Source organism: Corynebacterium sp. 335C (assembly GCF_053525695.1).
The window spans coordinates 171,595-197,875 of record NZ_JASTTB010000002.1 but is presented as its reverse complement, the minus strand read 5'-3'; the positions used below and the strand labels follow the sequence as shown (position 1 = coordinate 197,875).

Genomic DNA, 26,281 nt, shown 5'->3' with positions numbered 1-26,281 from the left:
ACCGCGGCGACGGCGCACGCGCCTGCGGTAGCCTGCCGCACATGACCACCACCGCGACCCCCACGTCCGCCCCCATCCGCAACCCCCTGGCCGGCGGCGTCGCCGAGCGGCTCAACGCCCTCGCGGCGGTGTCCGGCACGGCCGGCGACCGCGACGTCGTCAGCCCCTTCACCGGCGAAGTCATCGGCACCGTCCCCGTCGGCGACGCCGACGACGTCGAGCGCGCCTTCGCCGAGGCCCGCCGCGCCCAGAAGTCCTGGGCCCGCGTCGGGCACAAGCAGCGCCGCGAGATCCTGCACCGCTTCCACAACCTGCTGATGACCCACCAGGACCTCGTCCTCGACGTCATCCAGGCGGAGACCGGCAAGTCCCGCGCCTCCGCGTTCGAGGAGCTCGTCCACACCGCCATCACCGCCCGCTACTACGGCAACAAGGCGGAGAAGATGCTGGCCCCGAAGCGCGCCCACGGCGCCCTGCCGGTGCTCACCCACACCACGGTGCACCATCACCCGAAGGGCGTCGTCGGCGTCATCAGCCCGTGGAACTACCCGCTGACCCTCGCCGTCTCCGACGCGGTGGCGGCGCTGGCGGCGGGCAACGGCGTCGTCGCCAAGCCCGACTCCACCACCCCGTACACCGCGCTGCTCGCGGTGGAGCTGCTGTACCGCGCGGGCCTGCCGCGCGACCTGTTCCGCGTCGTGCCCGGCCCGGGCGCCGTCGTCGGCCAGGGCATCGTCGGCCACGCCGACTACCTCATGTTCACCGGCTCCTCCGAGACCGGAGCGCAGCTGGCGTCGCAGGCCGGCGAGCGGCTCATCGACTTCTCCGCTGAGCTCGGCGGCAAGAACGCCCTCATCGTCGCGGAGGACGCCGACCCGAAGAAGGCCGCGCAGGGCGCCATCATCGCGTCGTTCACCAACTCGGGCCACCTGTGCGTGTCCATCGAGCGCATCTACGTCGCCGACGCCGTGTGGGACGAGTTCACCGCGGAGTTCACCGACCGCACCAAGGCCATGACGCTCGGCGCCGGCTACGGCTGGGACGTCGAGATGGGCTGCCTGCAGTCGAAGGGCCAGTTCGACGTCGTCGCCGGCTACGTCGACGGCGCCCGCGAGGCCGGCGCCACCGTCCTGGCCGGCGGCCGCGCCCGCCCGGACCTGGGCCCCCTGTTCTACGAGCCGACCATCCTGGCCGACGTGCCGGAGGGCACCCCGGTGCTGACCGAGGAGGTCTTCGGCCCCGTCGTCGTCCTGCACCGCGTCCGCGACGTGGAGGAGGGCATCGAGCGCGCCAACGACTCCGACTACGGCCTCAACGCCTCCCTGTGGACCTCCCCGAAGCGCGCCCGCGAGCTCGCCCCGCGCATCGAGGCCGGCTCCGTCAACGTCAACGACGGCTTCGCCGCGTCCTTCGCGTCCGTCGACGCGCCGATGGGCGGCTTCAAGAAGTCCGGCGCCGGCCGCCGCCAGGGCGAGCACGGCCTGCTGAAGTACACCGAGTCCCAGACGGTGGCCGTCCAGCGCCTGTCCCCCATCTCCTTCCCGTTCCTGGAGCGCTCCACCTACGCCAAGACGTTCAGCACCGCGCTGACGCTGGGCAAGAAGTTCGGCATCCTGCCGTAGCGGTCGCGCGCGTCGCCGCGGGCAGGTGCCCGCGTGTTCGCGTGACGACGGGACCCGCGCGGCGGCCGCGCCCGCCGCGCATGACGACGGCCCCGCCCCCGACGAAGGGGGCGGGGCCGTCGCCGCGTTCGGCGCCCCCGGCGAGAGTCGAACTCGCAACTCGCGGATTTTAAGTCCGCCGCCTCTGCCAGTTGGGCTACGGGGGCCGGCGCCCGGCGGGGCCGGGCGGGGTGCCCGGACCATGCCGGGCGGGGTCGCGGGCCGGGGCCCGCGGACGGCCGCGGCGCGGGTGCCGTCGTCACGCGGACGCGCGACCGCGGCGACCCGGGCGCGGTCCGTCAGCGGCGGCGCCGCGCGTCGACCAGGCCGGCGACGATGCCGTCGAGGATGTCCTTCTCGCTGATGCGGAACTCCTCGGCGACGCCGCCGAACAGGTCCATCATCGCCTCCACGCACACCACGCCGCCGGCGAACACGTCGGCGCGGCCGGAGTGCACGACCGGGTTGGCCGCCAGCGCATGGGCGTCGGTCTCCAGCACGGAGCGGCCCAGCGAGCGCAGCGCGTCGAAGCGCAGCGTCGACAGGTGGATGGCCGACGGGTCGTAGGTCTCCAGGCCCTGCGCCAGCGCCGACAGCGTCGTGAACGTGCCCGCGCAGCCGACGACCGTACGGGCCGTGCCGACCGGCACCTCCGCCCGGATGGCCTCCTCCAGCTCCGCGACGTACGCGCGGGCCGCGTCGATCTCCTCCGGCGCCGCCGGGTCGGAGCGCAGGAACCGCTCCGTCAGGCGGACGCTGCCCATCGGCACCGACAGGGAGCCGTGGACCGTGCCGTCGTGATCGCCGACGATGACCTCCGTCGAACCGCCGCCGACGTCGATGACGGCGAACGGGCCGGACGCCGCCGGCAGATCGTCGACCGCGCCGCGGAAGCTCAGCGACGCCTCCTCGGCGCCGTCGATGACCTCCGCGCGGGCGCCCCACGGCGCCAGCGCCTCCTCCGTCAGCGCGAAGAACTCGTCGCGGTTGCCGGCGTCGCGGGACGCCGACGTCGCGACCATGCGCACGGCCTCCACCCGCTCTGCCTTCATGACCTCGACGAAGCGGCCCAGGGCGCCGCGGACGCGCTCCAGCGCCTCCGGGGCGAACTCGCCGGTGGCGTCGACGCCCTGCCCCAGGCGCACGATCTCCATGAGGCGGTGCAGCTCGGTGAACTCCAGGACCCCGCCGACCTCGGCGACGTCGCTGACCAGCAGGCGGATCGAATTGGTGCCGCAGTCGACCGCCGCGTACCGGGTCACCGGCCGTCCTCCGGCCGCTCCTCCATCTCCTCCCGGGAGATGCCGAGGTCGGCGCACGTCGGCCAGTCCTCCGGGATGGCGGTGCCGCGCAGGCCCGTGCCCTCCGCCGCCAGCGCCACGGTCTCGGTGCCCAGGCGGAAGCGGCCCGGGCCCTCCGCCAGCGCGTAGGCCATGAGGACGTGCAGGCACTTCACCCGGTCCGGCATGCCGCCGCCGGAGAAGTCGGTGCCCAGGTCCTCGATGGCGTTGCGCTGCGCCAGGTAGTGCTCGTGCGCCGCGAGGTAGTCGGCGGACAGCTCCCCGTCCTCCTCCAGGCGGCGGGTCATCGCGCGCATCACGCCGGCGACCTCCAGCCGGGACGCCTCCGCCGTCAGGCGCGGGTCCGTCAGGTAGTACAGCGTCGGGAACGGCGTGCCGTCCGGCAGCTTCGGCGCCGTCTTCACGACGCCGGGGGCGCCGTCCGGGCAGCGGTACGGGATCGCGAGCACGCCGCGGGGCGAGCGGCCGAGCTGCTCTGCGATGACGGCGAGATCGTCGTCGGAGACGGTCACGTGCGGGCACCTCCTGGGTGGCTGGGTCGGCGGTGTGCGCCCGCCGCGCGGACGCGGGCGGGCGATGGGGCGGCGCGCCCTCCCCCGGCGCGGGGTCGGCCGACGCCGCCGGCGCGGCGGGATGCGCCGCCTGTCGACGCGGAAAGCCTAGTCGACGGGCTCCGGCGGGCGCGCGATGGACTCCCACAGCAGCGACCACCACGGGTCCGGCTCCGGGGTCTCCGCCACGCCCGGCACGTCGGGGCGGGAGCCCTCCATGCCCGGATCGATGAGCCGGTACGGGGTCTCCCCCGGCTCCGTGACGCCGAGGCGGACGCGGGCCTGCTCCCGCACCCACGCCTCGTCGTGCGCCTGCTCGATCTCCCGCGTCAGATCCCGCTCCCGGCCCTCGAGCCGGGCGATGTTCGCCTGCGACTCCGCCAGCAGCGTGCGCTGCTCGGACCAGGCGCGCAGCGGGATGATGAGCGTGACGACGAGGAACAGCATCAGCAGCACGATGACGACGATCTGGCCCGGCGTCAGCTGCGCCGCCCCGCTCGTCCGTCCGCGTCCCGCGTTCCCGTCCTCCATGACCGTGGATCCTACAGCCCCGCGCGCACCGCGCCCGACCCGGCGCGCGGACGGGGCGCGGCGGCCGTCGTCACGCGGAGGTGCCGGGAACGCGCGGCGCCGCACCCGGCGCGCGGACCCGGGCGGCGGCCGTCGTCACGCGGGGCGTGCGCGGTGCGCGGACATGCGGAGGGGCCGGGCCCGACGCGCGATGCGGCGGACCCGGCCCCGTGGCGGCGCCGGGCGCGGGGCCCGGCGGCGGTGCGCTACTTCATGCGCGGGAAGGCGTCGCGGCCGGCGTAGACCGCGGCGTCGCCCAGCTGCGCCTCGATGCGCAGCAGGCGGTTGTACTTCGCGACGCGCTCGGAGCGGGCCGGCGCGCCGGTCTTGATCTGGCCGCAGTTCAGGGCGACGGCCAGGTCGGCGATGGTGGTGTCCTCGGTCTCGCCGGAGCGGTGGGACATCATCGACTTGTAGCCGTTGTTGTGCGCCAGGGCGACGGCCTCGAAGGTCTCGGACAAGGTGCCGATCTGGTTGACCTTCACCAGCAGGGCGTTCGCGGCGCCCTTCGCGATGCCCTCCTTCAGGCGGGCCGGGTTGGTGACGAAGAAGTCGTCGCCGACCAGCTGCACCTTGTCGCCGATGCGCTTGGTCAGCTCGACCCAGCCGTCCCAGTCGTTCTCGTCCAGCGGATCCTCGATGGAGACGATGTTGTACTTGTCGACGAGCTTCTCGTAGACCGCCGCCATCTCCTCCGGCGTGTGCTGGCCGCCCTCGAAGTTGTAGTGGCCGTCCTCGTAGAACTCGGAGGACGCGACGTCGAGCGCCAGCGCGACCTCCTCGCCCAGCTTGTAGCCCGCCGCCTCGATGGCCTCGACGATGAGGTCCAGCGCGGCCTCGGTGGACTCGGCGGACGGCGCGAAGCCGCCCTCGTCGCCCAGGCCCGTCGACAGACCCTTGTCCTTGATGACCTTCTTCAGGGAGTGGTAGACCTCCGCGCCGATGCGCAGCGCCTCGCGGAAGGACTCCGCGCCGACCGGGGCGATCATGAACTCCTGGACGTCGACGCCGGAGTCGGCGTGCGCGCCGCCGTTGAGGATGTTCATCATCGGCACCGGCAGGACGTGGGCGTTCGGGCCGCCGACGTACTGGTACAGCTCCAGCTCGGCGGAGGCCGCGGCGGCCTTCGCGACGGCCATGGAGACGCCCAGGATGGCGTTCGCGCCGAGGTTCTTCTTGTTCGGGGTGCCGTCCAGATCGATCATCGCGCGGTCGATCAGGCGCTGATCATCGGCGAAGGAGCCGACCAGCTCGTCCTGGATCGGGCCGAGGACGTTCTCCACGGCCTCCTCGACGCCCTTGCCCAGGTAACGGTCGCCGCCGTCGCGCTTCTCGTAGGCCTCGTGCTCGCCGGTCGACGCGCCGGAGGGCACGGCGGCGCGGCCGATCGAGCCGTCCTCCAGGGCGACCTCGACCTCGACGGTCGGGTTGCCGCGGGAATCCAGGATCTCCAGGGCGTTCAGTCCGATGATGGGGGCAGCCATTCGTCACCTTTCCGGCCGGAACCTTTCCGGCGCACTTGCCCTCGATTGTGGCACGATTCCGCCGCCCTCGCCGCCGCCGGCGCAACCCCGCGGCGCTCCCCCCGGGCCGCCGCCCGCGCCGCCGCCGGTCAGGCGCCCGCGCGCACGGCGGCCGGTCGCCCGCCCGGCCGCGCGACGCGGTTTTCGCCGTCCCCGTCAGGCCCCCTGCCCCAGGGCGTAGTTCGCCGCCGCGTCGCGGACGTCGCGCAGGTACTCGTCGGACTGGTTGTAGGACCGGATGGCCGTCGCCCAGCCCTCCGGCGTCCGCAGATCCCGCCCACCGGAGCACAGCAGGTTCGCCGCCGCGGCCGCCGCGTCGTCGATCTGGTGCGGGTCGGCGACGCCGTCGCCGGAGGCGTCCATGCCGTAGGTGTTCCACGACTCCGGGATGAACTGCATGGGGCCGACCGCGCGGTCCCACTCGCGGTCGCCGTCGAGGATGCCGCCGTCGGTGTCCTTGACCGCCGCCAGGCCCGGGGAGCCGTCGAGCGGCACGCCCGTGATCGCCGGCGTCGCGATGCCGCGCTCGTCGAGCATCGGCCGGTCCAGCCAGTTGCCGCCGTAGGTGCCGTGGCGCGTCTCGACGTGGCCGATGCCCGCCAGCGTGTTCCACGACAGGCCGCAGCCCGGGTGGCGCTGCTCCGCGATGACCTCCGCGAGGCCGTAGGCGCGGACCGACTGCTCCGGGATGCCCGTCGACTGCGCGATCGGCGCCGCCCACTGCGCCAGCTGATCGGCGGGGCGGCCCGGGGCGTTCACGTCGACGCGCGGGGCCGGCTCCGCGGCGGCCGGCGGCACGTCGTCGGGGATCGGGCGCCGGTCGAAGGGCGAGCTGATCGGGCCCGCGAACATGGCCGCAGCGCCGATGAGGACGATGATCGCGATGACCGCGACCGCCGTCGTCGCCAGACAGCCGCAGCCCGACGACGTGGGCTGTCGTCGGGCGTTCGGGGGGCGTCGGCTCGCATGCATGGCGCCCCATCCTACGGGAGGACCGCCGCAGCTCCGATTCGCGCCGGTGCGGCGGGTCGCCGGCGGGTCGGCGCCGGGAGATGCGGGCTCCGGGCGGGTGCCGGAAGGTACCGGGAGGTGACGGTGCGTGCCGGAAGGTGCCGGGCGGCGCAGGAGCCGCTTAACGACGGTCGTCGTCGAACGGCTCGTCCAGCGCGAAGCCGTGGGCGTCGTCGGCGTCGCCCGGGCGGACTCCGACGTCCGCGCCGTCGCCGGCCGGGCGGGCGAAGCCCGCGTCGTCGTCGGCGAGGTCCGCCGCGTCGGCGGCGTCGCCGTAGTCGTCGTAGTCCGCGCCGTCGGCGACGTCGCCGGCGGCCAGGCGCTGCGCCTCCTCCAGCTGCGCCAGGAACTCGCGGGCGACGGCCCGGGTGCGGGCCTCGCAGGAGTCGCCGAGCTCCAGGCCCGGCGTCGGGCACATCAGGTCGGCCGGGATCTGGGAGTCGGGCACGCCCGCGGCGCGGGCCCGGCCGATGACCTCCTGCGCCAGCGCCAGCGCCGGCAGGGAGCGCGCCGGGGCGGATCGCGGCGCCGTGCGGCCCGCGTTCCACGCGGCGTCCTGCTCGTCGGCGGGGACCGGCCAGCTGCGGGAGTCCTCCGGTTCGAACAGGTACGGCGAGCGGGCGCGGAGCTTGTCCGTGAACGCGCGGGCGACGTCGCCGATGTCGAAGCCCTCCGCGATCTCGGCGTGGAACAGGACCTGCAGCAGCAGGTCGGCCAGCTCGCCGAGGACGTCGCCCCCGTCCTCGACGGCGTCGGCGAACTCGAAGGTCTCCTCCAGCAGGTACGGCAGCAGGGAGCGGTGCGTCTGCTTCGCCTCCCACTCGCCGCGGCGGCGGGCGCGGGCCATCAGCTCGACGGCCTCCTCCAGCTCCGGGAGGGCGCCGCCGGCCGCGGGGGCCGCGGCGGCGGGGGTCGCGTCGTCACGCTCCGCGGCGGCCGCCGGGGCGGTGCCGTCGGCGCCCGGCGCGACGGCCGCGAACGTGTCCGCGGAGGCGCCCGCGGCCGGCTCGGCCTCTGCGGGGGTGTCGGCCGGCTCCTCCGGCGCGGGGTCCGGCGCGTCGGCGAGGCCGACGGAGATGAGCTCCTCGCCGGCGTCGAGGCGGTCGACGACGTCGTCGTTGTCCAGGTCGGTCGTGATCAGCACCTCGGCGCGGGAGACGCTGTGCCCGCCGGCGTCGGCGATGGCCCAGCGCACGCGGATGGGGACCTCCTCGGTGTAGCTCACGTCGCCGGTGAGCAGCCCCGCCGCGCCCAGGGGGATCGCCGTGGGGAACCTGGGGTCGAGATGGATGATCGACATCGTCCGTCCGTCCTTTCCGCCGGATGAGGCGCCGGGCGGGCGGCCCGGCCTCCCCCTAGATTGCCACGGCGAACCTATCGGCGACGGCGGGACCCTCCCGAACGGGCGCCCGAACCGCCGCGCGGGGCACGCCCGGAGCCGCCGCGGGAAGCGCCGCGGGAGGCCCCTCGGGCGGCGCCGGCGGCCGCCCCGGACCCGGCCACGCCCGCGTCCGCGCCCCCGGCCTTCGCCGAATCCCCGGCGCCCGCCGTGACGTCAATGACCGGGACGCCGGCCATGCCGGTGAGGAAGTCCGCGACCCACTGCACCAGCTCCACGTCGCGCACGGGCTTGGCGCCCATGCGGCGGCCGGCGCCCGGCGCGGGCACCGACACCGTCCCCGACGCGGCGCGGTACGTCGACCCCGGATGCAGGCGCTTGAGGCGCACCTGCTTGGAGTCGGCGAGCTCCATCGGCTTGACGGAGATGCTCGCGCCGGTCGCCGTGATCTCGCGGACGCCGAACTCGCGGCAGATGAGGCGCAGGCGGCTCATCGCCGCCAGGCGTACGACCTCCACGGGCGGCTCACCGTAGCGGTCGACGAGCTCCTCCAGCACCGCGTCGACGTCGTCGAAGCCGCGGGCCTCCGCGAACTTGCGGTACGCCTCCAGGCGCAGGCGCTCCGAGGAGACGTAGGACGCCGGGATGTTCGCGTCGACCGGCAGGTCGATGCGGACCTCCTTCGGCTCGTCGGAGCCGCCGTCGACCGGCTCGCCGTCGACCGCGGACTTCAGCGCCGCGACGGCCTCGCCGACGAGGCGGACGTACATGTCGAAGCCGACGCCGGCGATGTGGCCCGACTGCTCCGCGCCCAGCACGTTGCCGGCGCCGCGCATCTCCAGGTCCTTCATGGCGACGGCCATGCCGGCGCCCAGCTCGTTGTTCGCCGCGATCGTCGCCAGCCGGTCGTAGGAGTTCTCCGTCAGCGTGTGGTCCGCCGGGTAGAGGAAGTAGGCGTAGGCGCGCTCGCGGGACCGGCCGACGCGGCCGCGCAGCTGGTGCAGCTGCGCCAGGCCCATGTGGTGCGCGTCCTCCACGATGAGGGTGTTCGCGTTCGCGATGTCCAGGCCCGTCTCCACGATGGTCGTGCACACCAGCACGTCGTACTCGCGGTTCCAGAAGCCGGCGACGGTGCGCTCCAGCTGGTCCTCGTTCATCTGGCCGTGCGCGACGACGACGCGGGCCTCCGGCACCAGGTCGCGGATGCGCGCGGCGGCGCGGTCGATGCTCTTGACCCTGTTGTGCAGGTAGAACACCTGGCCGTCGCGCAGCAGCTCGCGGCGGATGGCCGCGGCGACCTGCTTGTCGTCCTGCGCGCCGACGTAGGTCAGCACCGGGTGGCGGTCCTCCGGCGGGGTGAGGATCTGGCTCATCTCGCGGATGCCCGCCATCGACATCTCCAGCGTGCGCGGGATCGGCGTCGCCGACATCGTCAGCACGTCGACGTGGTTGCGCAGCGCCTTGATGTGCTCCTTGTGCTCCACGCCGAAGCGCTGCTCCTCGTCGACGATGACCAGGCCGAGCATGTGCCACTGCACGCCCGTCTGCAGCAGGCGGTGGGTGCCGATGACGATGTCGACCTCGCCCTCGGCCAGGCCCCGGAGGATCTCCTTCGCCTCCGCCCGCGTCGTGAAGCGCGACAGGCTGCGGATGGTGACCGGGAAGCCGTCCATGCGCTCGGTGAACGTCGACATGTGCTGCTGCGCCAGCAGCGTCGTCGGCACCAGCACCGCCACCTGCCGGCCGTCCTGCACGGCCTTGAACGCAGCGCGCACCGCGACCTCGGTCTTGCCGTAGCCGACGTCGCCGATGAGCACGCGGTCCATCGGGGTCGCCGACTCCATGTCGGCCTTCACCTCGTCGATGGCCCGCAGCTGGTCCTCGGTCTCCGTGTACGGGAAGTTGTCCTCCATCTCGTGCTGCCACGGGCTGTCGGCGGCGAACGCGTGGCCCGGAGACGCCTGGCGCTCCGCGTACAGCTTCACCAGCTCCTCCGCGATCTCCCGGACCGCGCCCCGCGCCTTGCGCTTGGTGGACTTCCAGTCGGAGCCGCCCATCTTCGACAGGTGCGGCGTCTCCCCGCCGACGTAGCGGGTCAGCTGGTCCAGCGACTCCATGGGCACGAACAGCTGATCCGGCGGGCCGCCGCGCTTCGACGGCGCGTACTCCAGCACCACGTACTCGCGGCGCGCCTGGTCGGCGCCCGTGCCGATGGTGCGCTCCGTCAGCTTCACGAACCGCGCGATGCCGTGGGTGTCGTGCACGACGTAGTCGCCGGCCTGCAGCGCCAGCGGATCGACGCGGTTGCGGCGCTTCGCCGGCTTCCGGCGCCCCGCCCCGATGTCGGCGACGCGGTTGCCCGTGACGTCCGCCTCCGAGATGACCGTCAGCTGCCCGCCCGGCACGCGCGGGAACACCAGGCCGCCGTGGTTGACGCCCTGGTACAGGGTGATGCGGCCCGGCTCCGGGTGCTCCGGCCCCGTCGCCGTGCGGCACGCGATGCCCGCCTCGCGGAACCGCTCCGCCTGGCGGCGCACGCCCGCCGGCGTCGGCGCCACGTAGGCGATGCGCTCCCCCGCCACCGTCGAGTCGCGCAGCGACGCCATCATCGCGCCGATGGCCTTCAGGTCGCCGCGCGGCGCCGGGCACGGCTCGTGCGTCAGCGGCAGCACGTCGCCCGCGCCGTCCGCGCCGACCATGCCGGGCGGGGCGATGGTCCACCACGGCTCATGCCGCACCTCGTCCAGCGTCCGGTACGCCGACGCCTCCAGCCCGTCCGCCGGGATGGGGGCCGCGCCGCCCATCGCCGCCGTCTCCCACGCCGCCGACATGAACTCCTCGCCCGTCACGATGAGATCCGCCGCGCGGGAGCGGATGCGCTCCGGCCCGAACAGCACCGTGTGCGCGCCCTCCGGCATCAGCTCCGGCAGCGGCCGCAGCGGCACGTCCGTCAGCAGCGGGATGAGGGCCTCCATGCCGTCGACCCACTGCCCCTCCGAGATGCGCACCAGCATCTCCTGCACGTCGCCGGAGCGCTCCGCCGCCAGCTCCGCCGCGCGCCTCCGCACCGGCTCGTCCAGCAGCAGGGCGCGCGCCGCGTGCACCTCGACGCGCCCCAGCTCCACCTCGTCGATCGTGCGCTGGTCGCCGACGGAGAAGGCGCGCAGATCCGTCACCTCGTCGCCCCACAGCTCCACGCGCACCGGGTTCTCCGCCGTCGCCGGGAACACGTCGACGATGCCGCCGCGCACCGCGAACTGGCCGCGCCGGCCGACCATGTCGACGTGCGAGTAACCGAACGCCTCCAGCCGCGCCGGCAGGTCCGGCGTCTCCGCGTCGACCTCCAGCACGATCGGCTCCACCCCGTCGGCCAGCACCGGCTGCACCAGCGATCGCGTCGCCGCGACGACGACGCGCACCCGACCCGCGGCGACGCCCGCCAGCGCCTCGCGCCGCCGCGCCACCGTGTCCACCGCCGGCGACAGCCGCTCGTGCGGCAGCGTCTCCCACGACGGGAACAGCGCCACCTTGTCCCCCAGCATCCCGGTCAGCTCCGCCGCCAGGTCCTCCGCCTCGCGGCCCGTCGCCGTCACCGCCAGCACGGGGACGCGCTCCGACAGCGTCGCGACGAGGAAGGGCCGCACCCGGTCATCGCCCGTCATGGCCAGATGGGGCTCGCCGACGTGGGCGAGCACCCCCTGGAGCTGCGGATCCGTGGCGACGACCTGGGCGAGGCCCGCGAGCGGGGCCGGGGTTCGGGGAGTCACGCCGGGCAGTCTATCGCCGCCCCCGACACGGGCGCCGGGCCGGGGCGGCGGCCGTCGTCACGCGAACGACGGCGACGCGGCGCGCACCCGCGCCGCGGACGCGGTCAGCGGCCCACGCGCGCGTCGTCCGCCGGATCCGCGGCGCTGCCCGCGCCGAGGCGCACCCCCTCGTCCGGCAGGCGCTCCGCCGCGACGCCGCGCAGCCGCGGCTCCCGCTCCATCCCCGCCAGGCCGTTCCAGCACAGGTTCACGATGTGCGCCGCGACCTGCTCGCGGTCGCGCTGGACCGACGCCTCGTCGGCCGGGCCGCCGGCGTCCGCGGCCGCGACGCGCTCGTCCAGCCACCACTGCGCCGTCTGCGCCACCATCCCCACCAGCGCATTCGAGTACAGCTCCGCATCCCGCGGATCCAGCCCCGCGCGATCGAAGGCGGCGCCGAGGATGTGCGACACCCGGCCCGTCGCCAGGCCCAGCAGCGTCGCGTACCCGCCCGCCGTCACCGGATCGCGGGCGAGGATCGTGAACCCGTCCGCGTGCTCCTCGACGTACGTCAGCAGCGCCAGCACCGCCTTCTCGATGCGCAGCCGCGCCCTCGCCCCCTCCATCGACTCGCCGATGATGGCCTCCAGCCGCGCCGTCTCCTCGTCGGCGACCGCCCGGTACAGCGCGTCCTTCGTCCCGAAGTGCTCGTACACCACCGGCTTCGACACCCCCGCCCGGGCCGCGATCTCCTCCATCGCCGTGCCCTCGAAGCCGCGCTCCGCGAACGTCGAGCGGGCCACGTCCATGAGCTGGCGGCGGCGCGCCGGTCCGCTCATCCGGCGCCGGCGTGTGTCCTGTCCCGGTTCCATGTTCCGGAGCCTAACCGTTCGGCCACGGCGCCGGGCCGGGTTGGCCGCCCCCGGGGCGGGCGCGGCCGGCCCGGACGGGAGGGGCGGCGGGGCTAGGCGGACGGGCCCGGCGGCGTGTACGGGAACGGGCCGGCGGAATCGCCGGGGCCGTCCGGCCGGGGCTGCGCTCCCGCGCCCTTCCAGGCCGCCTCCGCCCTCCTCCGCTCCGCCCGGCGACCCGGGATGTCCACGGCGAACCAGCACATCACGAGCCAGCCGACGGCGAACGCCACCAGGCCGACGAGGACGACCAGCCCCGTCGCCATGACCGCGTCTTCCTCGCTGAGCAGCCACAGGACAGCCACCCGCTCGACCCGATGGTCCGGCGGCGGGGCGAGGTCGCCGTCCGGCACCGCCCAGAGCGCGAGGCCCCACCCCAGGAGCGACGTGCACATCGCCAGGATCACGCGGTGCAGGGAGGACGCGGACCTCGGCGTCATGCCCAGCAGCGGCAGCCCCAACGCGACGGCGCCAATCGGGACGAACGGCGACACCAGGAGGAACATGAACATGACGAAGCCCGCGGAGCCGTCGAGGATCCGCAGGACGACGGCGGCGGCCGACGCGAGGCACACCCCGAGCACCCAGAAGGCGTACATGAGAAGGCCGATGCGGCCGGCCCTCCGGCGCAGCTGCCCGGAGGGATCCGGGTGGGGCGCCTTCATGCCGCCAGTATCCGGGCGCCCGCGCGGCCCCGCAAGACCCCCGGGGACCCCGCGGCGGGGCGGCCGCGGCGCCTAGCCGCCCTGCCCCGGCCCCTGCCACGGGCCGGCCGGCGGGCCCTGCTGCGGACCGGGGGCCGGACCTGGCGGCGGGCCGGCCGGCCCCTGCTGCGGACCGGGGGCCGGCCCCGGCCCCCTCCCCCGCGCCATGCGGCCCGGGCCGTCGGCGCCGCGCCAGCACATCACCGCCCAGCAGACGGCGAACGCCGCCAGACCGGCGACGAACAGCACCAGCGCCGCCACGTTGGAGCCGTCGTCGCCGAAGACCCGCAGCAGCGGCATACGGCCCTCCGTCCAGTGCGCCGGCGGCGCGTCACCGAAGTCCGGCGGCACCCACAGCGCGACGAACCACCCGGCGAACGCCCCGTACATCGGCAGCCGCACCCGCCGCGGCGCCGCGGCCGTCGCCGGCGTCGACGCCAGCAGCGGCAGCCCCAGCACGATGGCGCCGACGAGGATGAGCGGCGACGTCATCACGATGATGACCATCATCCAGCCAGTCTGGCCGCCGGCGATGCGCGCGGCGAGGGCGGCGGCCGTCGTCACGCACATCCCGAGCACCCAGATGAGGTACAGCAGCTGCCCGGAGCGGCGGGCCTCCCGGCGCATCCGCGCGGCCGGGTCCTCGTGGGGCGGGTACATGACGCCAGTATCCGGGGGCCCGCGCGCACCTGCAACGACGGCGAGTGCCGCACCGTCCGCGCCCGCACGTGAACTAGGATGGCGCACTGGTCCGGCGAGCGCCGGGAGCGGCGGCCCACCGCCCCGGGGACCGCCGCCGCGGCCGGTCCCCCGTGGTGTAATGGCAACACTCCTGATTTTGGTTCAGGCATTCCAGGTTCGAGTCCTGGCGGGGGAGCATGACGGACTCGCGCGCCGACCGGTGGAGGATCGCGGCCGCCAACGGCCTGCAGAACGCCGGCGACCAGATGGTGAACGCGAAGACCGTGCTGCCCTGGCTGTTTCACCAGCTCGGGGTGCCGGGTCTCCTCATCGGCCTGATCGTGCCCATCCGCGAATCCGGATCGATGCTGCCGCAGGCCGCGCTGACCCCCTGGATCAAGCGCCGGCCCCGCCGCCGCGCCGTCTGGGTCGCCGGCGCCGCCGCGCAGGCGCTCATGTGCGTCGCGATGGCGGCGGCGGCCGCGCTCCTCGACGGCGTCGCCGCAGGCGTCGCGATCCTCGCGGCCCTCGCCCTGTTCTCCCTCGGCAGGGCCCTGTGCTCCATCAGCTCGAAGGACGTGCAGGGGCGCATCATCTCGAAGGGCTCCCGCGGCTGGGTCACGGGCCTGTCGACGACGCTCGGCGGCATCGCCGCCGTCACCGTCGGCCTCGCCATCCGCGTCTTCGGGGGCGGCGAACTGCCCGAATCGACCTTGGAGATCCTCCTCGCCTCGGCCGGCGCCGCATGGCTGCTCGGAGCGTGGGCCTTCGCCACGGTCGACGAACCCGCGGCGGAGCCGGAGGACCAGTCCGCCGGGGAATGGGCCCGCGACACATGGCGGATGATCCGCGGGGACCGGGGCTTCCGCCGCTTCATCGTGGTCCGATCCCTGCTGCTGGTCACGGCCCTCGCCCCCGCGTTCCTCGTGACCCTGTCCGCGCAGTCCGGGGCCTCCGCGCTGTCCGGCCTCGGCTCCTTCATCCTCGCGTCCGGCGTCGCGGCGCTGCTCGGCGGCCAGGTCTCCGGCAGGCTCTCCGACGTCTCCTCCCGCAGGACCATGATCTGGGGCTCCGGCATCGGCTCCGCCATCATCCTCACCGCGCTCGCCGTCGCCCTGTGGGCGCCGGGCGCGGCGGGCTGGGCGCTGCCCGCGGCCTACTTCCTGCTCGCCCTCGCGCACACGGGGGTGCGCGTCGCCAGGAAGACCTACGTCGTCGACATGGCCTCCGGCGACGACCGGACCGACCGCGTCGCCGTCGCCAACACGGCGATGGGCGGCATCCTGCTGGTCACCGGCCTCGTCTCCGGCGCCCTGGCGACGCTGGGCGCGGCATGGGCCCTGCTCCTGCTCGCCGTCATGGGCGGCGCCGGCGTCCTCGCCGCCGCGGCGCTGCCGGAGGTCTCCGACCGCGCGGGCGAGGACGGGTAACGTGCGGGGCAACCGAACCCGAACGAGGAGTTGCCCCATGACCAACGGCACCGCCACCGCGGTCGTCATCCTGGCCGCCGGCGCCGGAACCCGCATGAAGTCGGAGACCCCGAAGATGCTGCACGCCATCGGGGGCCGCACGATGCTGGAGCACGCGCTGCACGCGGCGCACGGCCTCGGCGCGGCCGACATCGCCGTCGTCGTCGGTCACCAGCGCGAGAAGGTCATCGACGCCGTGTCCGGCTGGGTCTCCGGCGTCGGCGAGCGCGACGGCGAGGGGGCGCTGCCCGACGGCGTCATCATCGCCCACCAGGAGGAGCAGAACGGCACCGGCCACGCGGTGCAGTGCGCGTTCGACGACCCGGCCCTGGCGGAGTTCGAGGGCACCGTCGTCGTCACGACCTCCGACGTGCCGCTGCTGGACGCGGAGACGCTGGCGAACCTCGTCGAGGAGCACGACCGCAAGCCGCGCGCCGCGGTGACGGTGCTGACCTCCACGGCGGAGGACCCGCACGGCTACGGCCGCATCGTCCGCAACGCCGACGGCGAGGTGCTGCGCATCGTCGAGGAGAAGGACGCCACCGACGACGAGCGGGAGATCACGGAGGTCAACTCCGGCGTCTACGCCTTCGACGCCGCCACGCTGCGCCACGCGCTGACGCAGCTGAAGTCCGACAACGCCCAGGGCGAGCTGTACCTGACCGACGTCATCGGCATCGCCCGTGAGGCCGACCGCGTCGTCCGCGCCCACCGCATCACCGACGCCGAGCGCGTCGCCGGCGTCAACGACCGCGTGCAGCTGGCCCGCCTCGGCCGCGTCCTCAACGACCGGGTGCTGGAGAAGCACATGCGCGGCGGCGCCACCATCGTCGACCCGGCCACCACGTGGATCGACGTCGACGTGGAGATCGGCCGCGACGTCACCATCCTCCCGGGCACGCAGCTGCTCGGCCGCACCCGCATCGCCGACGGCGCGACCGTCGGCCCGGACACCACGCTGACGGACATGACCGTCGGCGAGGGCGCGTCCGTCGTCCGCACCCACGGCTCGGAGTCGGAGATCGGCGCCGGGGCTCAGGTCGGCCCGTTCACCTACATCCGACCAGGCACGAAGCTCGGCGAGGACGGCAAGCTCGGCGGCTTCGTCGAGGCGAAGAACGCGGAGATCGGCCGCGGCTCGAAGGTGCCGCACCTGACGTACATCGGCGACGCGACCGTCGGCGAGCACTCCAACATCGGCGCCTCCTCCGTCTTCGTGAACTACGACGGCGTGAACAAGCACCGCACCACCATCGGCAGCCACTGCCGCACCGGCTCGGACACGATGTTCATCGCCCCCGTGACCGTCGGTGATGGCGCGTACTCCGGTGCGGGTACAGTCATCAAGGACGACGTTCCGCCGGGCGCGCTGGCCGTCAGCGCGGGCCGGCAGCGGAACATCGAGGGCTGGGTCGAGCGCAAGCGGCCCGGCACCGCGGCCGCCGAGGCGGCGGCAGCGGCGAACACGGCGACCGACGAGGAAGGCGACGGCAACCGATGACCGGCGAGTGGATCGACAACCAGAAGAACCTCATGCTCTTCTCCGGGCGCGCGCACCCGGAGCTGGGCGAGGCGGTGGCGAGGGAGCTCGGCGTCGAGCTGACCCCGATGACCGCCCGCGACTTCGCGAACGGCGAGATCTTCGTCCGCTTCGAGGAGTCGGTGCGAGGCTGCGACGCCTTCGTGCTGCAGTCCCACCCGCAGCCGCTGAACAAGTGGCTGATGGAGCAGCTCATCATGATCGACGCCCTGAAGCGCGGCTCCGCCAAGCGCATCACGGCGATCCTGCCGTTCTTCCCGTACGCGCGCCAGGACAAGAAGCACCGCGGCCGCGAGCCGATCTCCGCCCGCCTGGTCGCCGACCTGCTGAAGTGCGCGGGCGCGGACCGCATCGTCAGCGTCGACCTGCACACGGATCAGATCCAGGGCTTCTTCGACGGCCCGGTGGATCACATGCACGCGATGCCGATCCTGACGCAGCACATCCGGGACAACTACCCGCTGGACGACATCTGCGTCGTGTCCCCGGACGCCGGCCGCGTGAAGGTCGCCGAGAAGTACGCGAACACGCTGGGTGACGCCCCGATGGCGTTCGTGCACAAGACCCGCAGCGTCGACGTCGCCAACGAGGTCGTCGCCAACCGCGTCGTCGGCGACGTCGAGGGCCGCACCTGCGTGCTCATCGACGACATGATCGACACCGGCGGCACCATCGCCGGCGCGGTCGGCGTGCTGCGCGAGGCCGGCGCGAAGGACGTCATCATCGCCACGACGCACGGCGTGTTCTCGGGCCCGGCCCGCGAGCGCCTGTCGCAGTGCGGTGCGAAGGAGGTCATCGCGACCGACACGCTGCCGCAGGACGCCGAGGGCTGGGACAACCTCACGGTGCTGCCCATCGCCCCGCTGCTGGCGCAGACGATCCACGAGATCTTCGAGAACGGCTCCGTCACCACCCTCTTCGAGGGCCAGGCGTAGCGCTCTCCGCGCGGCGTCCCCCGGGCCCGAGGTCCCGGCCGCCGCGCCACGGAAACGCCCCGGGGTGCACCGGGCGTGACGACGGCCCCCCGTCGCGGCTCCCCGCCGCGACGGGGGCCGTCCCGTGTCCGGGGGCTCCGCGGCCCCCTGGCTCCCCCACCTCCAGCCGTGATTGAAGGGCCCATGACAGAGGTTAATGCAGTTTAGCGGCCTAAACGCGATCCGCTTCCTGGGCTTTTGCCGCGGTTTTTGTCGCATCCGGGCCGCTAAAGCGCGTTAACCCCTCCGGCATAACCTTTCGGCGAACCCGGCTCGGCTCCGGACGACTTCTCGGAGCTCCCCCCCCTCCCAAAAACCTCCCGGCCCGCCACTTCCCCCACCATCCGAGCCCGGCGACGATCCGGCGACCGCCCATCCCGGCGCACACCAGACCCATCACCCGACCGGCCGGCGCACGCCCAGCCCCCAGCGCAAACCTCCAGCAGGCGCCTCCAGCAGGGGGTTAATGCGGTTTAGCGGGATCAACGCAACACGGCTCCTGGGCTTTTGGCACCGATTTCGTGGCGTTGATCCCGCTAAAGCGCGTTAACCCCTCCCGCATAACCTTGTGCCGGCCCCAACGGTGGCGGGCGCCCCTTCGACGTCCGCCGAGCCGGGATTTCCCTCGACGCCACCGACCGGGTATCGTCGGACCGTCATGTCTCGGCGAGGGTGGCCTGAAACGGCCCCGTTATCGACGCGACGCCACATTCCACGGCACGTGATCGACTCCCGAACACCATCGAAAGCTAGGAGTCAGACAATGGCCAAGCCCAACATCCAGTCCCTGGACGCCCAGGTCCGCACCGAGTTCGGCAAGGGCGCCTCCCGCCGCGCCCGCCGCGCCGGCCTCATCCCGGCCGTCATCTACGGCGGCGACCTCGAGTCCCCGCTGCACATCGCCGTCGACCAGCTGGAGTTCAACTCCATCATCCGCCACCACGGCGTGAACTCCATCATCGAGTTCTCCATCGAGGGTGAGAAGCAGCTCTCCATGGTGAAGATGCTGGACCAGAACCCGCTGACCCTGGAGTTCGACCACGTCGACCTCCTGGCCATCAAGCGCGGCGAGAAGGTCGAGGTCGAGGTCCCGGTCGTCCACGTCGGCGAGCCGGCCCCGGAGACCCTGGTCATGCAGGACGCGGACACCATCCTGGTGCTCGCGCCGGTCCTGTCCATCCCGGAGGAGATCGAGGTCTCCGTCGAGGGCCTGGAGCAGGGCACCCAGATCACCGCCGGCGAGATCACCCTGCCGGAGGGCATCGAGCTCACCGACGACGCCGAGCTGCTGGTCTTCAACCTGGTCGAGCCGGAGGAGGACCCGGCCGGCGACGTCGACGCCGACGTCGAGGGCATGGGCGAGGACGAGCTGCCGGACGAGGAGACCGAGGGCGACGACGAGGAGTAGTCCACTCCCCCGCACTCCACGTGCACGGCGCGGCCCCCGCGTCCCGGTCACCCCGGGGCGCGGGGGCCGTCGTCACGCACGGGGTTGCCTGACGACGGGACCCGCCCCGCACGCGCCCGCCGCACCCGGCGCGCGCGGCGGGCGGGCCGGGGTGTGCGACGATGGGGGCCATGAGCGCATCCCCCCTCCTCGTGGTGGGCCTGGGCAACCCGGGCCCGAAGTACGCCGGCAACCGCCACAACATCGGCCACATGGTGGTCGACGAGCTGGCGGGCCGGACGCTGCCGATGCCGTCGACGTTCTCCGCCCACAAGCGGTCGAACGCGGAGATCGTGCAGACCCGGTGGGGGTCCGGGGACCGGGAGCGACAGGTCATCCTGGCGAAGCCGCGGACGTACATGAACGTCTCCGGCGGGCCGGTGGCGGGGCTGGCGAGGTTCTTCGGCGTGAAGCCGGAGGACGTCGTCGTGGTGCACGACGAGCTGGACCTCGACCCCGGCGTCATCCGCCTCAAGCGCGGCGGCGGGGAGGGCGGCCACAACGGGCTGCGGTCCATCTCGAAGTCGCTGGGGACGCGGGACTACCTGCGGGTTCGCGTCGGCATCGGCCGGCCGCCGGGGCGGCAGGACCCGGCGGACTACGTGCTGCGGGACTTCAGCGCGAAGGAGCGGCGCGACGACCTGCCGTTCTGGGTGGACGACGCCGCCGACGCCGCGGAGCTGCTGGGCCTGCACGGCCTGGAGGCCGCGCAGAACCAGGTCCACGGGGGCTAGCGGGCCGGGTCCGCCAGCGGGTTCGGCACGTCGACGTAGCGGTCGCCGCCGCCGGCGGCCGCCATGGCGACGAAGGCCTTGCGGTGCAGCGTCGGCGCCAGCAGCGCGTCGACGTCGCCGTCGGGGATGCCCCCGCCGAAGCCGCCGATGATCTCCTCCGCCACCTCACGCAGGATGCGGTGGGCGCGGCCGCGGTCAACGCCGCGGGCGGCCACCAGCTCCTCGACGATGCCGTCGAGGTTGCCGAACACCGAGGCGTAGTGGGCCTTGTCGCGCAGCTCGCCGACGTCGTCGGTGACGGTGACGGAGCCCTCCCGCGCCGGCAGCGCCCGACCGGCGGCGGCGAGGCGGCCGCGGTGGATGCGCAGCCCGGAGAAGTCGCGCAGCACCAGGCCGCGGTAGACCGGCCGGGCGCCGGGGCCGGACGCCCCGGCCACTCCCCCGACGCGGACCATGGTGTTCTGCAGGTGCGCCTCCAGCGCGATGCCGGAGCCCCACAGCACCGGCAGCACGGCGCCGAGCAGGTCGCGGGCGTAGGCGCGCAGGAAGGCCTCCGGGGCGTCGCCGGCGAGGTCCGCCAGCGGGCTCGCGGCGCCGTCGGGGCGGCCGCGGAGGGCGGATGCGCCGACGGCGACGTCGCCGTCGTCGAGCACGGAGCCGGCGCCGGCGCGCATGAGCAGGCAGAGGCCGCGGGCGCGCTCGTCGGACTCGCCGGGGGCGGTGCGGAAGGTGGTGCCGGCGAGCTCCGGCAGCACGGCGACGCGGCCGGCGGCGGGCCCGTCGGCGACGAGCTCGGCGACCAGCCGCGCGACCGCCGGGGTGCCCAGCGCCGACTGCCGAGAGATGTACCGCCGCGTGGAGGTGACGGTGACGTCGAGCGGCACCTTCACGAACGGCCGGGTGCCGTCCGCCGACGGGGCGTGCGGCACCATCGTGCGCAGCGACGTCGTGGGCCGCACGGCGAGCGTCACGTCGCGGACGGGCCGCAGCAGGCCCTCGCGCAGCTCGGCGGCGAAGGCGGGGACGATGACGTGGTCGTACTGCCAGGGGTGGACGGCGAGGATGGTCCAGTCGCGGTCGGCGGGGTCCTCCGGCTCCGGGGAGGGCGCGGCGGCGGGCAGCAGGCGGGCGCCGTCGTCGGCGACGACCTCCGCGGTGAGCTCGGCGCGGGCGAGGGAGACGTGCTCCGGGAAGGCGGCGGCGAAGCGGCCGGCGAGGTCGCCGACGCCGGAGCGCTCCAGCAGGCCGGGGGCGACGCCGATGAGGCGCAGCTCCGCGACCTGCCCGGATTCGGGCGCCCAGGCGGCGTTGTCGCCGTCGTCGAAGCCGCGCCGCAGCTTCGCCATCGGGTGGATGTTGTGGCCGGCGACGGCGAGCGAATCGGCGGTCGCGGCGGCCAGCCCGCGCGGCGCGAGGCGCAGCACGTCCCACGCGCCGGCGCCGAGGCCGAGGATCGCGGCGCGGCGCCGCATCGCCTCCAGGCGGTGCTTTGCGACGATCTCCGCCCTGGCCAGGTTGCCCGCGGAGTTCCTCAGATCCGCCTCGAGCAGGTGGACCTCGGCACGGGAGACGTCCTCGGCGGCGGCGGCCTCCGCGAGGCGGGAGCGGACCTCGTCGAGCGCCCGCGGCGCGGCGACCTCGATCTCGGCGGCGATGGCCGCCAGCGCCCGGTCGGCGGCGTGCGACAGCACGTTGGGGACGCGGACGTAGGCCTGCTCCGTGACGGCGCCGGACAGGCGCATGGCCAGGACGCGCTTGCGGGGCAGGTCGTGGTGGAGGACGCGCTCGAAGACGGCGCCGGCGACCGGGATGCCGGAGTCCGGCCGGTCGCGGCCGCAGCGGCCCGCCTCGGCGACGAGGCGCAGGGCAACGGGTTCGAGGATGCGGGGATCGGGATCGGGAATCTCGCCGGCGTCGTCGCGCAGGCCGGGTGCGGGCGCGCCGGCGGCCGCGGACGCCGCCACGTCCGCGGAGCCCGCCGCCCGGTCGCCCGCCGCGGCCGCCGCCCGGTCCTCCTCCGCCGCCGACAGGGCGCGCGCGAGACCGCCGAGGAGGTTCACCAGCAGCGGGTAGGAGGTCTTGTCGGCGACGGCGTCCACGTCCCGCGCCACCAGCGCCGTCGACCGCAGATCGGCCAGGCCGGGCTCGGCGCCGGCCCACGTCATCGCGCGGCCGTCGTCCAGCAGGCGGGCGCCGCCGAAGTCGCGGACGACGGCGCGGACGGGCACCCCGCCCCTCAGCACGAGTACGACGTTCTGGGGGTGCGGCTCCAGCGCCGCACCCCACCGCGCCAGCAGTGACACCGCAGGGACGACGAGGACCTCGGCGAGGGCGTCGAACCAGGCGCGGACGACGTCGTCACGCGACATGCGCAGGCCGGAGGCCACCGCCGCGGCGGCCGCGTCGTCCAGCGCCATGTCCAGCACGATGCGGCCGGTGACCGGGTCGCGGGCCTGCAGCGCGGCGGCCGGCAGGGCGACGTCGCCGTCCGGCAGGCCCACGGCGGGGTCGCGGCGGACGACGGCGCCGAGGCAGTGCGCGCGGATGCCGTCGTCCGCCCGGAAGCGCACGGCGGCGAGGTCCGCGGCGGCGGCGAAGGCCGGGGCGTCCTCCGGGGTGCGGGGCACGAGGCCGGAGTCGACGCGGAGGATGCGCTCCAGCGCGCGGGCGACGACGGGACCCGCGACGGCGCCGGCGGAGATGCCGCGCACCGCGCCGGTCAGCTGCGCCTCCAGCGCCAGCTTCACGTGGACGGACGCGCCGTCGGGGCCGGTGGCGCGGACCGTGCGGACGGACATGCCGGGTTCCGCGGGGGCGGTCGCGTCGAGGACGACGAGGCTGCCGTCGGCAAGCTCGGCGCCGAACTCGCCGCGGATGACGTGCTCCAGCTGCCACGGGTGGACGGGCACGACGACGTGGCCGCCCAGGCCGCGGCGGGCGAGCTCCGCGGCCAGCGCCTCCCCCATCGCCGGGGACTCGGCGCGCAGGGCGTCGAGGACGTCGTCGCCGCGGGCGTCGGCCAGCTCCCGGTCGAGGGCGAGGAATCGCAGGTCGAAGCGCTCGGTCCACTCCGGCAGGACGTCGCGGGCGGAGTCCCCGAGGCCCAGCGACGTCTTCGCCGACGGGTGCGCGGGGTGGCCCTCGCAGACGATCTGCTCGAAACGCGACAGCAGCGCGGGGGCACCGCCGTCGCCCGGCGCGCAGCGGGCGCGCAGGCGGTCGACGAGGGCGGCGAAGGGCCGGTCCGCATCCGCCCCATCGCGTGACGACGGGCGCCGCTCCACCTCATCGGCCCAGCGTGCGCGGAGCCCGGCCCGGGCGCGGGCAAGGCCCCCGACCCCGTCGGCGATTTCGCGGGCGCAGCGGTCGAGGTTGCCGAGATCGCCGCGGAGCATCCCCGCCCCGGCCAGGTCGCGCAGCGCGGCGGCGGGGTCGGCGGCGACGCGGGCGCGCCAGGCGTCGTCAAGCGGTTCACGGAGCAGGCCCTCCAGCTCCAGTGCCGTCAGGAGCCTGCGGGCGACGGTGCCGCGGGCCTCCCCCATGCCGCGCTCGTCGACGAAATCTGCCATACCTTCGGAGAGTACCCAGGATGCCCTTACCCGCGGCGGCGCGCGCGGGACCGGACGCCGTGACGTGCGGCGCACCGGATCGGACCGCGACGGCCAGCACGGCGCCCGGGCCCGGCGCGGCGGCGGGGCCCGGCGCGGGGAACGCCCGCGGCGCGACCCCGGACGCGCAGGCGGGGCCGCCCGGCGCGGGGGCTATCCTTGGACGGCACCATCCCCGCAGCCGTAAGGACCCCATGAGCACGCTCGCCGACGAGGCCGCCCGCCGCCGCACGTTCGCCGTCATCGCCCACCCGGACGCCGGCAAGTCGACGCTGACGGAGGCGCTGGCGCTGCACGCGCACGTCATCTCCGAGGCCGGCGCCGTCCACGGCAAGGCCGGCCGCAAGGCCACCGTGTCCGACTGGATGGACATGGAGAAGGACCGCGGCATCTCCATCGCGTCGTCGGCGCTGCAGTTCGAGTACGCGCCGGAGGGCCACGACGGCGAGCCGTACATGATCAACCTCGTCGACACCCCCGGCCACGCGGACTTCTCGGAGGACACCTACCGCGTCCTCACCGCCGTCGACGCGGCGGTGATGCTGGTCGACGGCGCGAAGGGCCTGGAGCCGCAGACGCTGAAGCTGTTCCGCGTGTGCAAGTCCAACGGCATCCCGATCGTCACCGTCATCAACAAGTGGGACCGCCCGGGCAAGGCGCCGCTGGAGCTGATGGACGAGATCGTCTCGGAGATCGGCCTGCAGCCGACGCCGCTGTTCTGGCCGGTCGGCGAGGCCGGCGACTTCCGCGGCCTGCTGCGCCGCGGCGAGGACGGGGCGGCGGAGGAGTTCATCCGCTTCGAGCGCACCGCCGGCGGCTCCACCATCGCGGAGGAGACGCACCTGGATCCGGATGCCGCGGCGGCGGAGCAGGGCGACGCGTGGGAGACGGCGGTCGAGGAGTCGGAGCTGCTGTCCGCGGACGCGGCCGACCACGACCAGGAGCTGTACCTGGCGGGCGACACCTCCCCGGTCATCTTCGCGTCGGCGATGCTGAACTGGGGCGTCCACCAGATCCTGGACACGCTGTGCGCGCTGGCGCCGGCGCCGGCGGCCCGCGAGTCCGACCCGAAGGCGGTGGAGGAGTCCACGACGGCCATCGACGAGGTCCGCGAGCCCACCGACGCGTTCTCCGGCGTGGTGTTCAAGGTCCAGGCGGGCATGGACGCCCACCACCGCGACAAGCTGGCGTTCATGCGCGTCGTCTCCGGCGAGTTCGACCGCGGCATGCAGGTCACGCACGCCCAGTCGGGCCGCAGCTTCTCGACGAAGTACGCGCTGACGGTCTTCGGCCGCACCCGCTCGACGGTGGAGACGGCGTACCCGGGCGACATCGTCGGCCTGGTCAACGCCGGGTCGCTGGCGCCGGGCGACACCATCTACGCGGGCCGCAAGGTGCAGTTCCGCCCGATGCCGTCGTTCGCGCCGGAGCACTTCCGCACGCTGCGGGCGAAGTCGCTGGGCAAGTACAAGCAGTTCCGCAAGGCCATCGACCAGCTGGACGCGGAGGGCGTGGTGCAGGTGCTGCGCAACGACGCCCGCGGCGACGCCGCCCCGGTGATGGCGGCGGTCGGCCCGATGCAGTTCGAGGTCATGCAGGCCCGGATGCAGAACGAGTACAACGTCGAGACGGTGACCGAGCCGGTGCCGTACTCCGTGGCCCGCCGCACCGACGCGGAGTCGGTGCCGGAGCTGTCGAAGCAGCGCGGCGTGGAGATCTTCACCCGCTCCGACGGGGCGCTCATCGCCCTGTTCGGCGACAAGTGGAAGCTGTCCTTCATCGAGAAAGAGCATCCGGAGTTCACGCTCGAGACGCTGGTGGCCGACTAGCCGGGCGCCGCTACGCTGTCCGCATGCTGCCCTCCGACATCTGGCCGCCGTCCGGCCTGACCATCGCCTCCGGCGCACTGCGGCTGGCCCCGATGACGCCGGAGACCGGCGCCGAGCTCATCCGCCGCACCCGCGGCACCGCCACGGTCTTCCCGGATCCGGACGTGGCGTGGGCGTTCCCGTGGCTGGAGGGCACCGCCGCCCAGTCGGCCCGGCACATGCTCGCCATGGCGGCGTCGCCCGGCACCCCGGACTGGACGCTCGGCCTGGCCGCCGTCACCGGCGGGGAGGTCGCCGGGGCCATCGACCTGCGGGTCGCCTCCCGCGGGGGCCGGCGGTTCCTGGAGACCGGCTCCTACCTGCTCGCCGGGTTCCACGGCCGGGGCCTGGGCACGGCGATGCGCCGGGCGGCGATGGCGCTGGCGTTCGACCACCTCGGGGCGGAGGAGCTGTGGTTCAGCGCCCACCCGGACAACGCGGCATCCCTCGCCGTCGGCCGGCGCTGCGGCTACGCCCGCGTGGGCGGCGTCGACGACTCGGGCCCCTTCCCCGTGGAGCACCACCGGGTGACGCCGGAGACGGCGGACTACGGCGGCGGGCGCGTCGTCGTCGACGGCTGGACGCCGGAGCTGGCGGCGCTGCTGCCGCTGCCCTGACGGGGCCCGGGGCGGCGGCCCGTCCG

The 26,281-nt window shown here is 74.5% G+C and carries 19 protein-coding genes and 2 tRNA genes; 9 read left to right on the top strand and 12 right to left on the bottom strand.

What is annotated here, in order from left to right:
- Positions 1 to 41 precede the first annotated feature (41 nt).
- A complete protein-coding gene (locus QQS41_RS07870) occupies positions 42 to 1,622 on the top strand; it encodes a succinic semialdehyde dehydrogenase (protein ID WP_448852157.1) in 1,581 nt (526 codons plus the stop codon).
- 132 nt (positions 1,623 to 1,754) lie between these two features.
- On the opposite strand, the gene QQS41_RS07865 is transcribed toward QQS41_RS07870, so the two are convergent.
- The 11 genes from QQS41_RS07865 to QQS41_RS07815 form a co-directional block, all read right to left on the bottom strand.
- Positions 1,755 to 1,828, bottom strand: a tRNA-Leu gene (locus QQS41_RS07865).
- Between the two features lie 132 nt (positions 1,829 to 1,960).
- Positions 1,961 to 2,923, bottom strand: a complete 963-nt coding sequence (locus QQS41_RS07860; protein ID WP_448852156.1) for a Ppx/GppA phosphatase family protein — start codon at positions 2,921 to 2,923, stop codon at positions 1,961 to 1,963.
- The gene (locus QQS41_RS07855; protein ID WP_448852155.1) at positions 2,920 to 3,474 is read right to left on the bottom strand and encodes a DUF501 domain-containing protein; all 555 of its coding nucleotides are present in this window, start codon (positions 3,472 to 3,474) and stop codon (positions 2,920 to 2,922) included. Before QQS41_RS07855 ends, QQS41_RS07860 begins: the two co-directional genes overlap by 4 nt.
- A gap of 147 nt (positions 3,475 to 3,621) precedes the next feature.
- Complete coding sequence (locus QQS41_RS07850; RefSeq protein WP_448852154.1) at positions 3,622 to 4,044, bottom strand: FtsB family cell division protein; 423 nt, start codon at positions 4,042 to 4,044, stop codon at positions 3,622 to 3,624.
- Between the two features lie 245 nt (positions 4,045 to 4,289).
- Positions 4,290 to 5,567, bottom strand: a complete 1,278-nt coding sequence (gene eno / locus QQS41_RS07845; RefSeq protein WP_448852153.1) for a phosphopyruvate hydratase — start codon at positions 5,565 to 5,567, stop codon at positions 4,290 to 4,292.
- A gap of 195 nt (positions 5,568 to 5,762) precedes the next feature.
- Positions 5,763 to 6,578: a lytic transglycosylase domain-containing protein gene (locus tag QQS41_RS07840; protein WP_448852152.1), complete on the bottom strand. Its 816-nt coding sequence runs from the start codon at positions 6,576 to 6,578 to the stop codon at positions 5,763 to 5,765.
- 160 nt (positions 6,579 to 6,738) lie between these two features.
- Positions 6,739 to 7,917, bottom strand: a complete 1,179-nt coding sequence (locus tag QQS41_RS07835) for a MazG nucleotide pyrophosphohydrolase domain-containing protein (RefSeq protein WP_448852151.1) — start codon at positions 7,915 to 7,917, stop codon at positions 6,739 to 6,741.
- Positions 7,918 to 7,991: 74 nt separating this feature from the next.
- A complete protein-coding gene (gene mfd / locus QQS41_RS07830; protein ID WP_448852543.1) occupies positions 7,992 to 11,732 on the bottom strand; it encodes a transcription-repair coupling factor in 3,741 nt (1,246 codons plus the stop codon).
- Between the two features lie 95 nt (positions 11,733 to 11,827).
- A complete protein-coding gene (locus QQS41_RS07825; RefSeq protein ID WP_448852150.1) occupies positions 11,828 to 12,574 on the bottom strand; it encodes a TetR/AcrR family transcriptional regulator in 747 nt (248 codons plus the stop codon).
- A gap of 92 nt (positions 12,575 to 12,666) precedes the next feature.
- Positions 12,667 to 13,278 (bottom strand): hypothetical protein, encoded by a 612-nt coding sequence (locus tag QQS41_RS07820; protein WP_448852149.1) that lies wholly within the window; start codon positions 13,276 to 13,278, stop codon positions 12,667 to 12,669.
- A gap of 72 nt (positions 13,279 to 13,350) precedes the next feature.
- Entirely contained in the window at positions 13,351 to 13,977 is a 627-nt protein-coding gene (locus tag QQS41_RS07815) for a hypothetical protein (RefSeq protein ID WP_448852148.1), read from the bottom strand.
- A gap of 146 nt (positions 13,978 to 14,123) precedes the next feature.
- On the opposite strand from QQS41_RS07815, the gene QQS41_RS07810 reads away from it, so the two are divergent.
- The 6 genes from QQS41_RS07810 to pth all read left to right on the top strand — a co-directional run bounded on the left by QQS41_RS07810 (position 14,124) and on the right by pth (position 20,162).
- Positions 14,124 to 14,194 (top strand) — tRNA-Gln (locus QQS41_RS07810).
- A 1-nt stretch (position 14,195) separates the two neighbouring features.
- Entirely contained in the window at positions 14,196 to 15,428 is a 1,233-nt protein-coding gene (locus QQS41_RS07805; protein WP_448852147.1) for an MFS transporter, read from the top strand.
- Positions 15,429 to 15,465: 37 nt separating this feature from the next.
- Positions 15,466 to 16,968 (top strand): bifunctional UDP-N-acetylglucosamine diphosphorylase/glucosamine-1-phosphate N-acetyltransferase GlmU, encoded by a 1,503-nt coding sequence (gene glmU / locus QQS41_RS07800; protein ID WP_448852146.1) that lies wholly within the window; start codon positions 15,466 to 15,468, stop codon positions 16,966 to 16,968.
- Positions 16,965 to 17,942: a ribose-phosphate diphosphokinase gene (locus tag QQS41_RS07795; protein WP_448852145.1), complete on the top strand. Its 978-nt coding sequence runs from the start codon at positions 16,965 to 16,967 to the stop codon at positions 17,940 to 17,942. Before glmU ends, QQS41_RS07795 begins: the two co-directional genes overlap by 4 nt.
- 802 nt (positions 17,943 to 18,744) lie before the next feature.
- A complete protein-coding gene (locus tag QQS41_RS07790) occupies positions 18,745 to 19,389 on the top strand; it encodes a 50S ribosomal protein L25/general stress protein Ctc (protein WP_448852144.1) in 645 nt (214 codons plus the stop codon).
- Between the two features lie 170 nt (positions 19,390 to 19,559).
- Positions 19,560 to 20,162: an aminoacyl-tRNA hydrolase gene (pth, locus tag QQS41_RS07785; RefSeq protein ID WP_448852143.1), complete on the top strand. Its 603-nt coding sequence runs from the start codon at positions 19,560 to 19,562 to the stop codon at positions 20,160 to 20,162.
- Here the strand turns inward: pth and QQS41_RS07780 are convergent.
- Positions 20,159 to 23,731 carry an IucA/IucC family protein gene (locus QQS41_RS07780; protein WP_448852142.1) on the bottom strand — a complete coding sequence of 1,191 codons (3,573 nt, stop codon included), beginning with the start codon at positions 23,729 to 23,731 and terminating at the stop codon, positions 20,159 to 20,161. The genes pth and QQS41_RS07780 overlap by 4 nt on opposite strands.
- Positions 23,732 to 23,964: 233 nt before the next feature.
- Here QQS41_RS07780 and QQS41_RS07775 point away from each other — a divergent pair, with 233 nt between their 5' ends.
- Positions 23,965 to 25,599 (top strand): peptide chain release factor 3, encoded by a 1,635-nt coding sequence (locus QQS41_RS07775; protein ID WP_448852141.1) that lies wholly within the window; start codon positions 23,965 to 23,967, stop codon positions 25,597 to 25,599.
- A 23-nt stretch (positions 25,600 to 25,622) separates the two neighbouring features.
- Positions 25,623 to 26,255: a GNAT family N-acetyltransferase gene (locus QQS41_RS07770; RefSeq protein WP_448852140.1), complete on the top strand. Its 633-nt coding sequence runs from the start codon at positions 25,623 to 25,625 to the stop codon at positions 26,253 to 26,255.
- Positions 26,256 to 26,281: the final 26 nt, after the last annotated feature.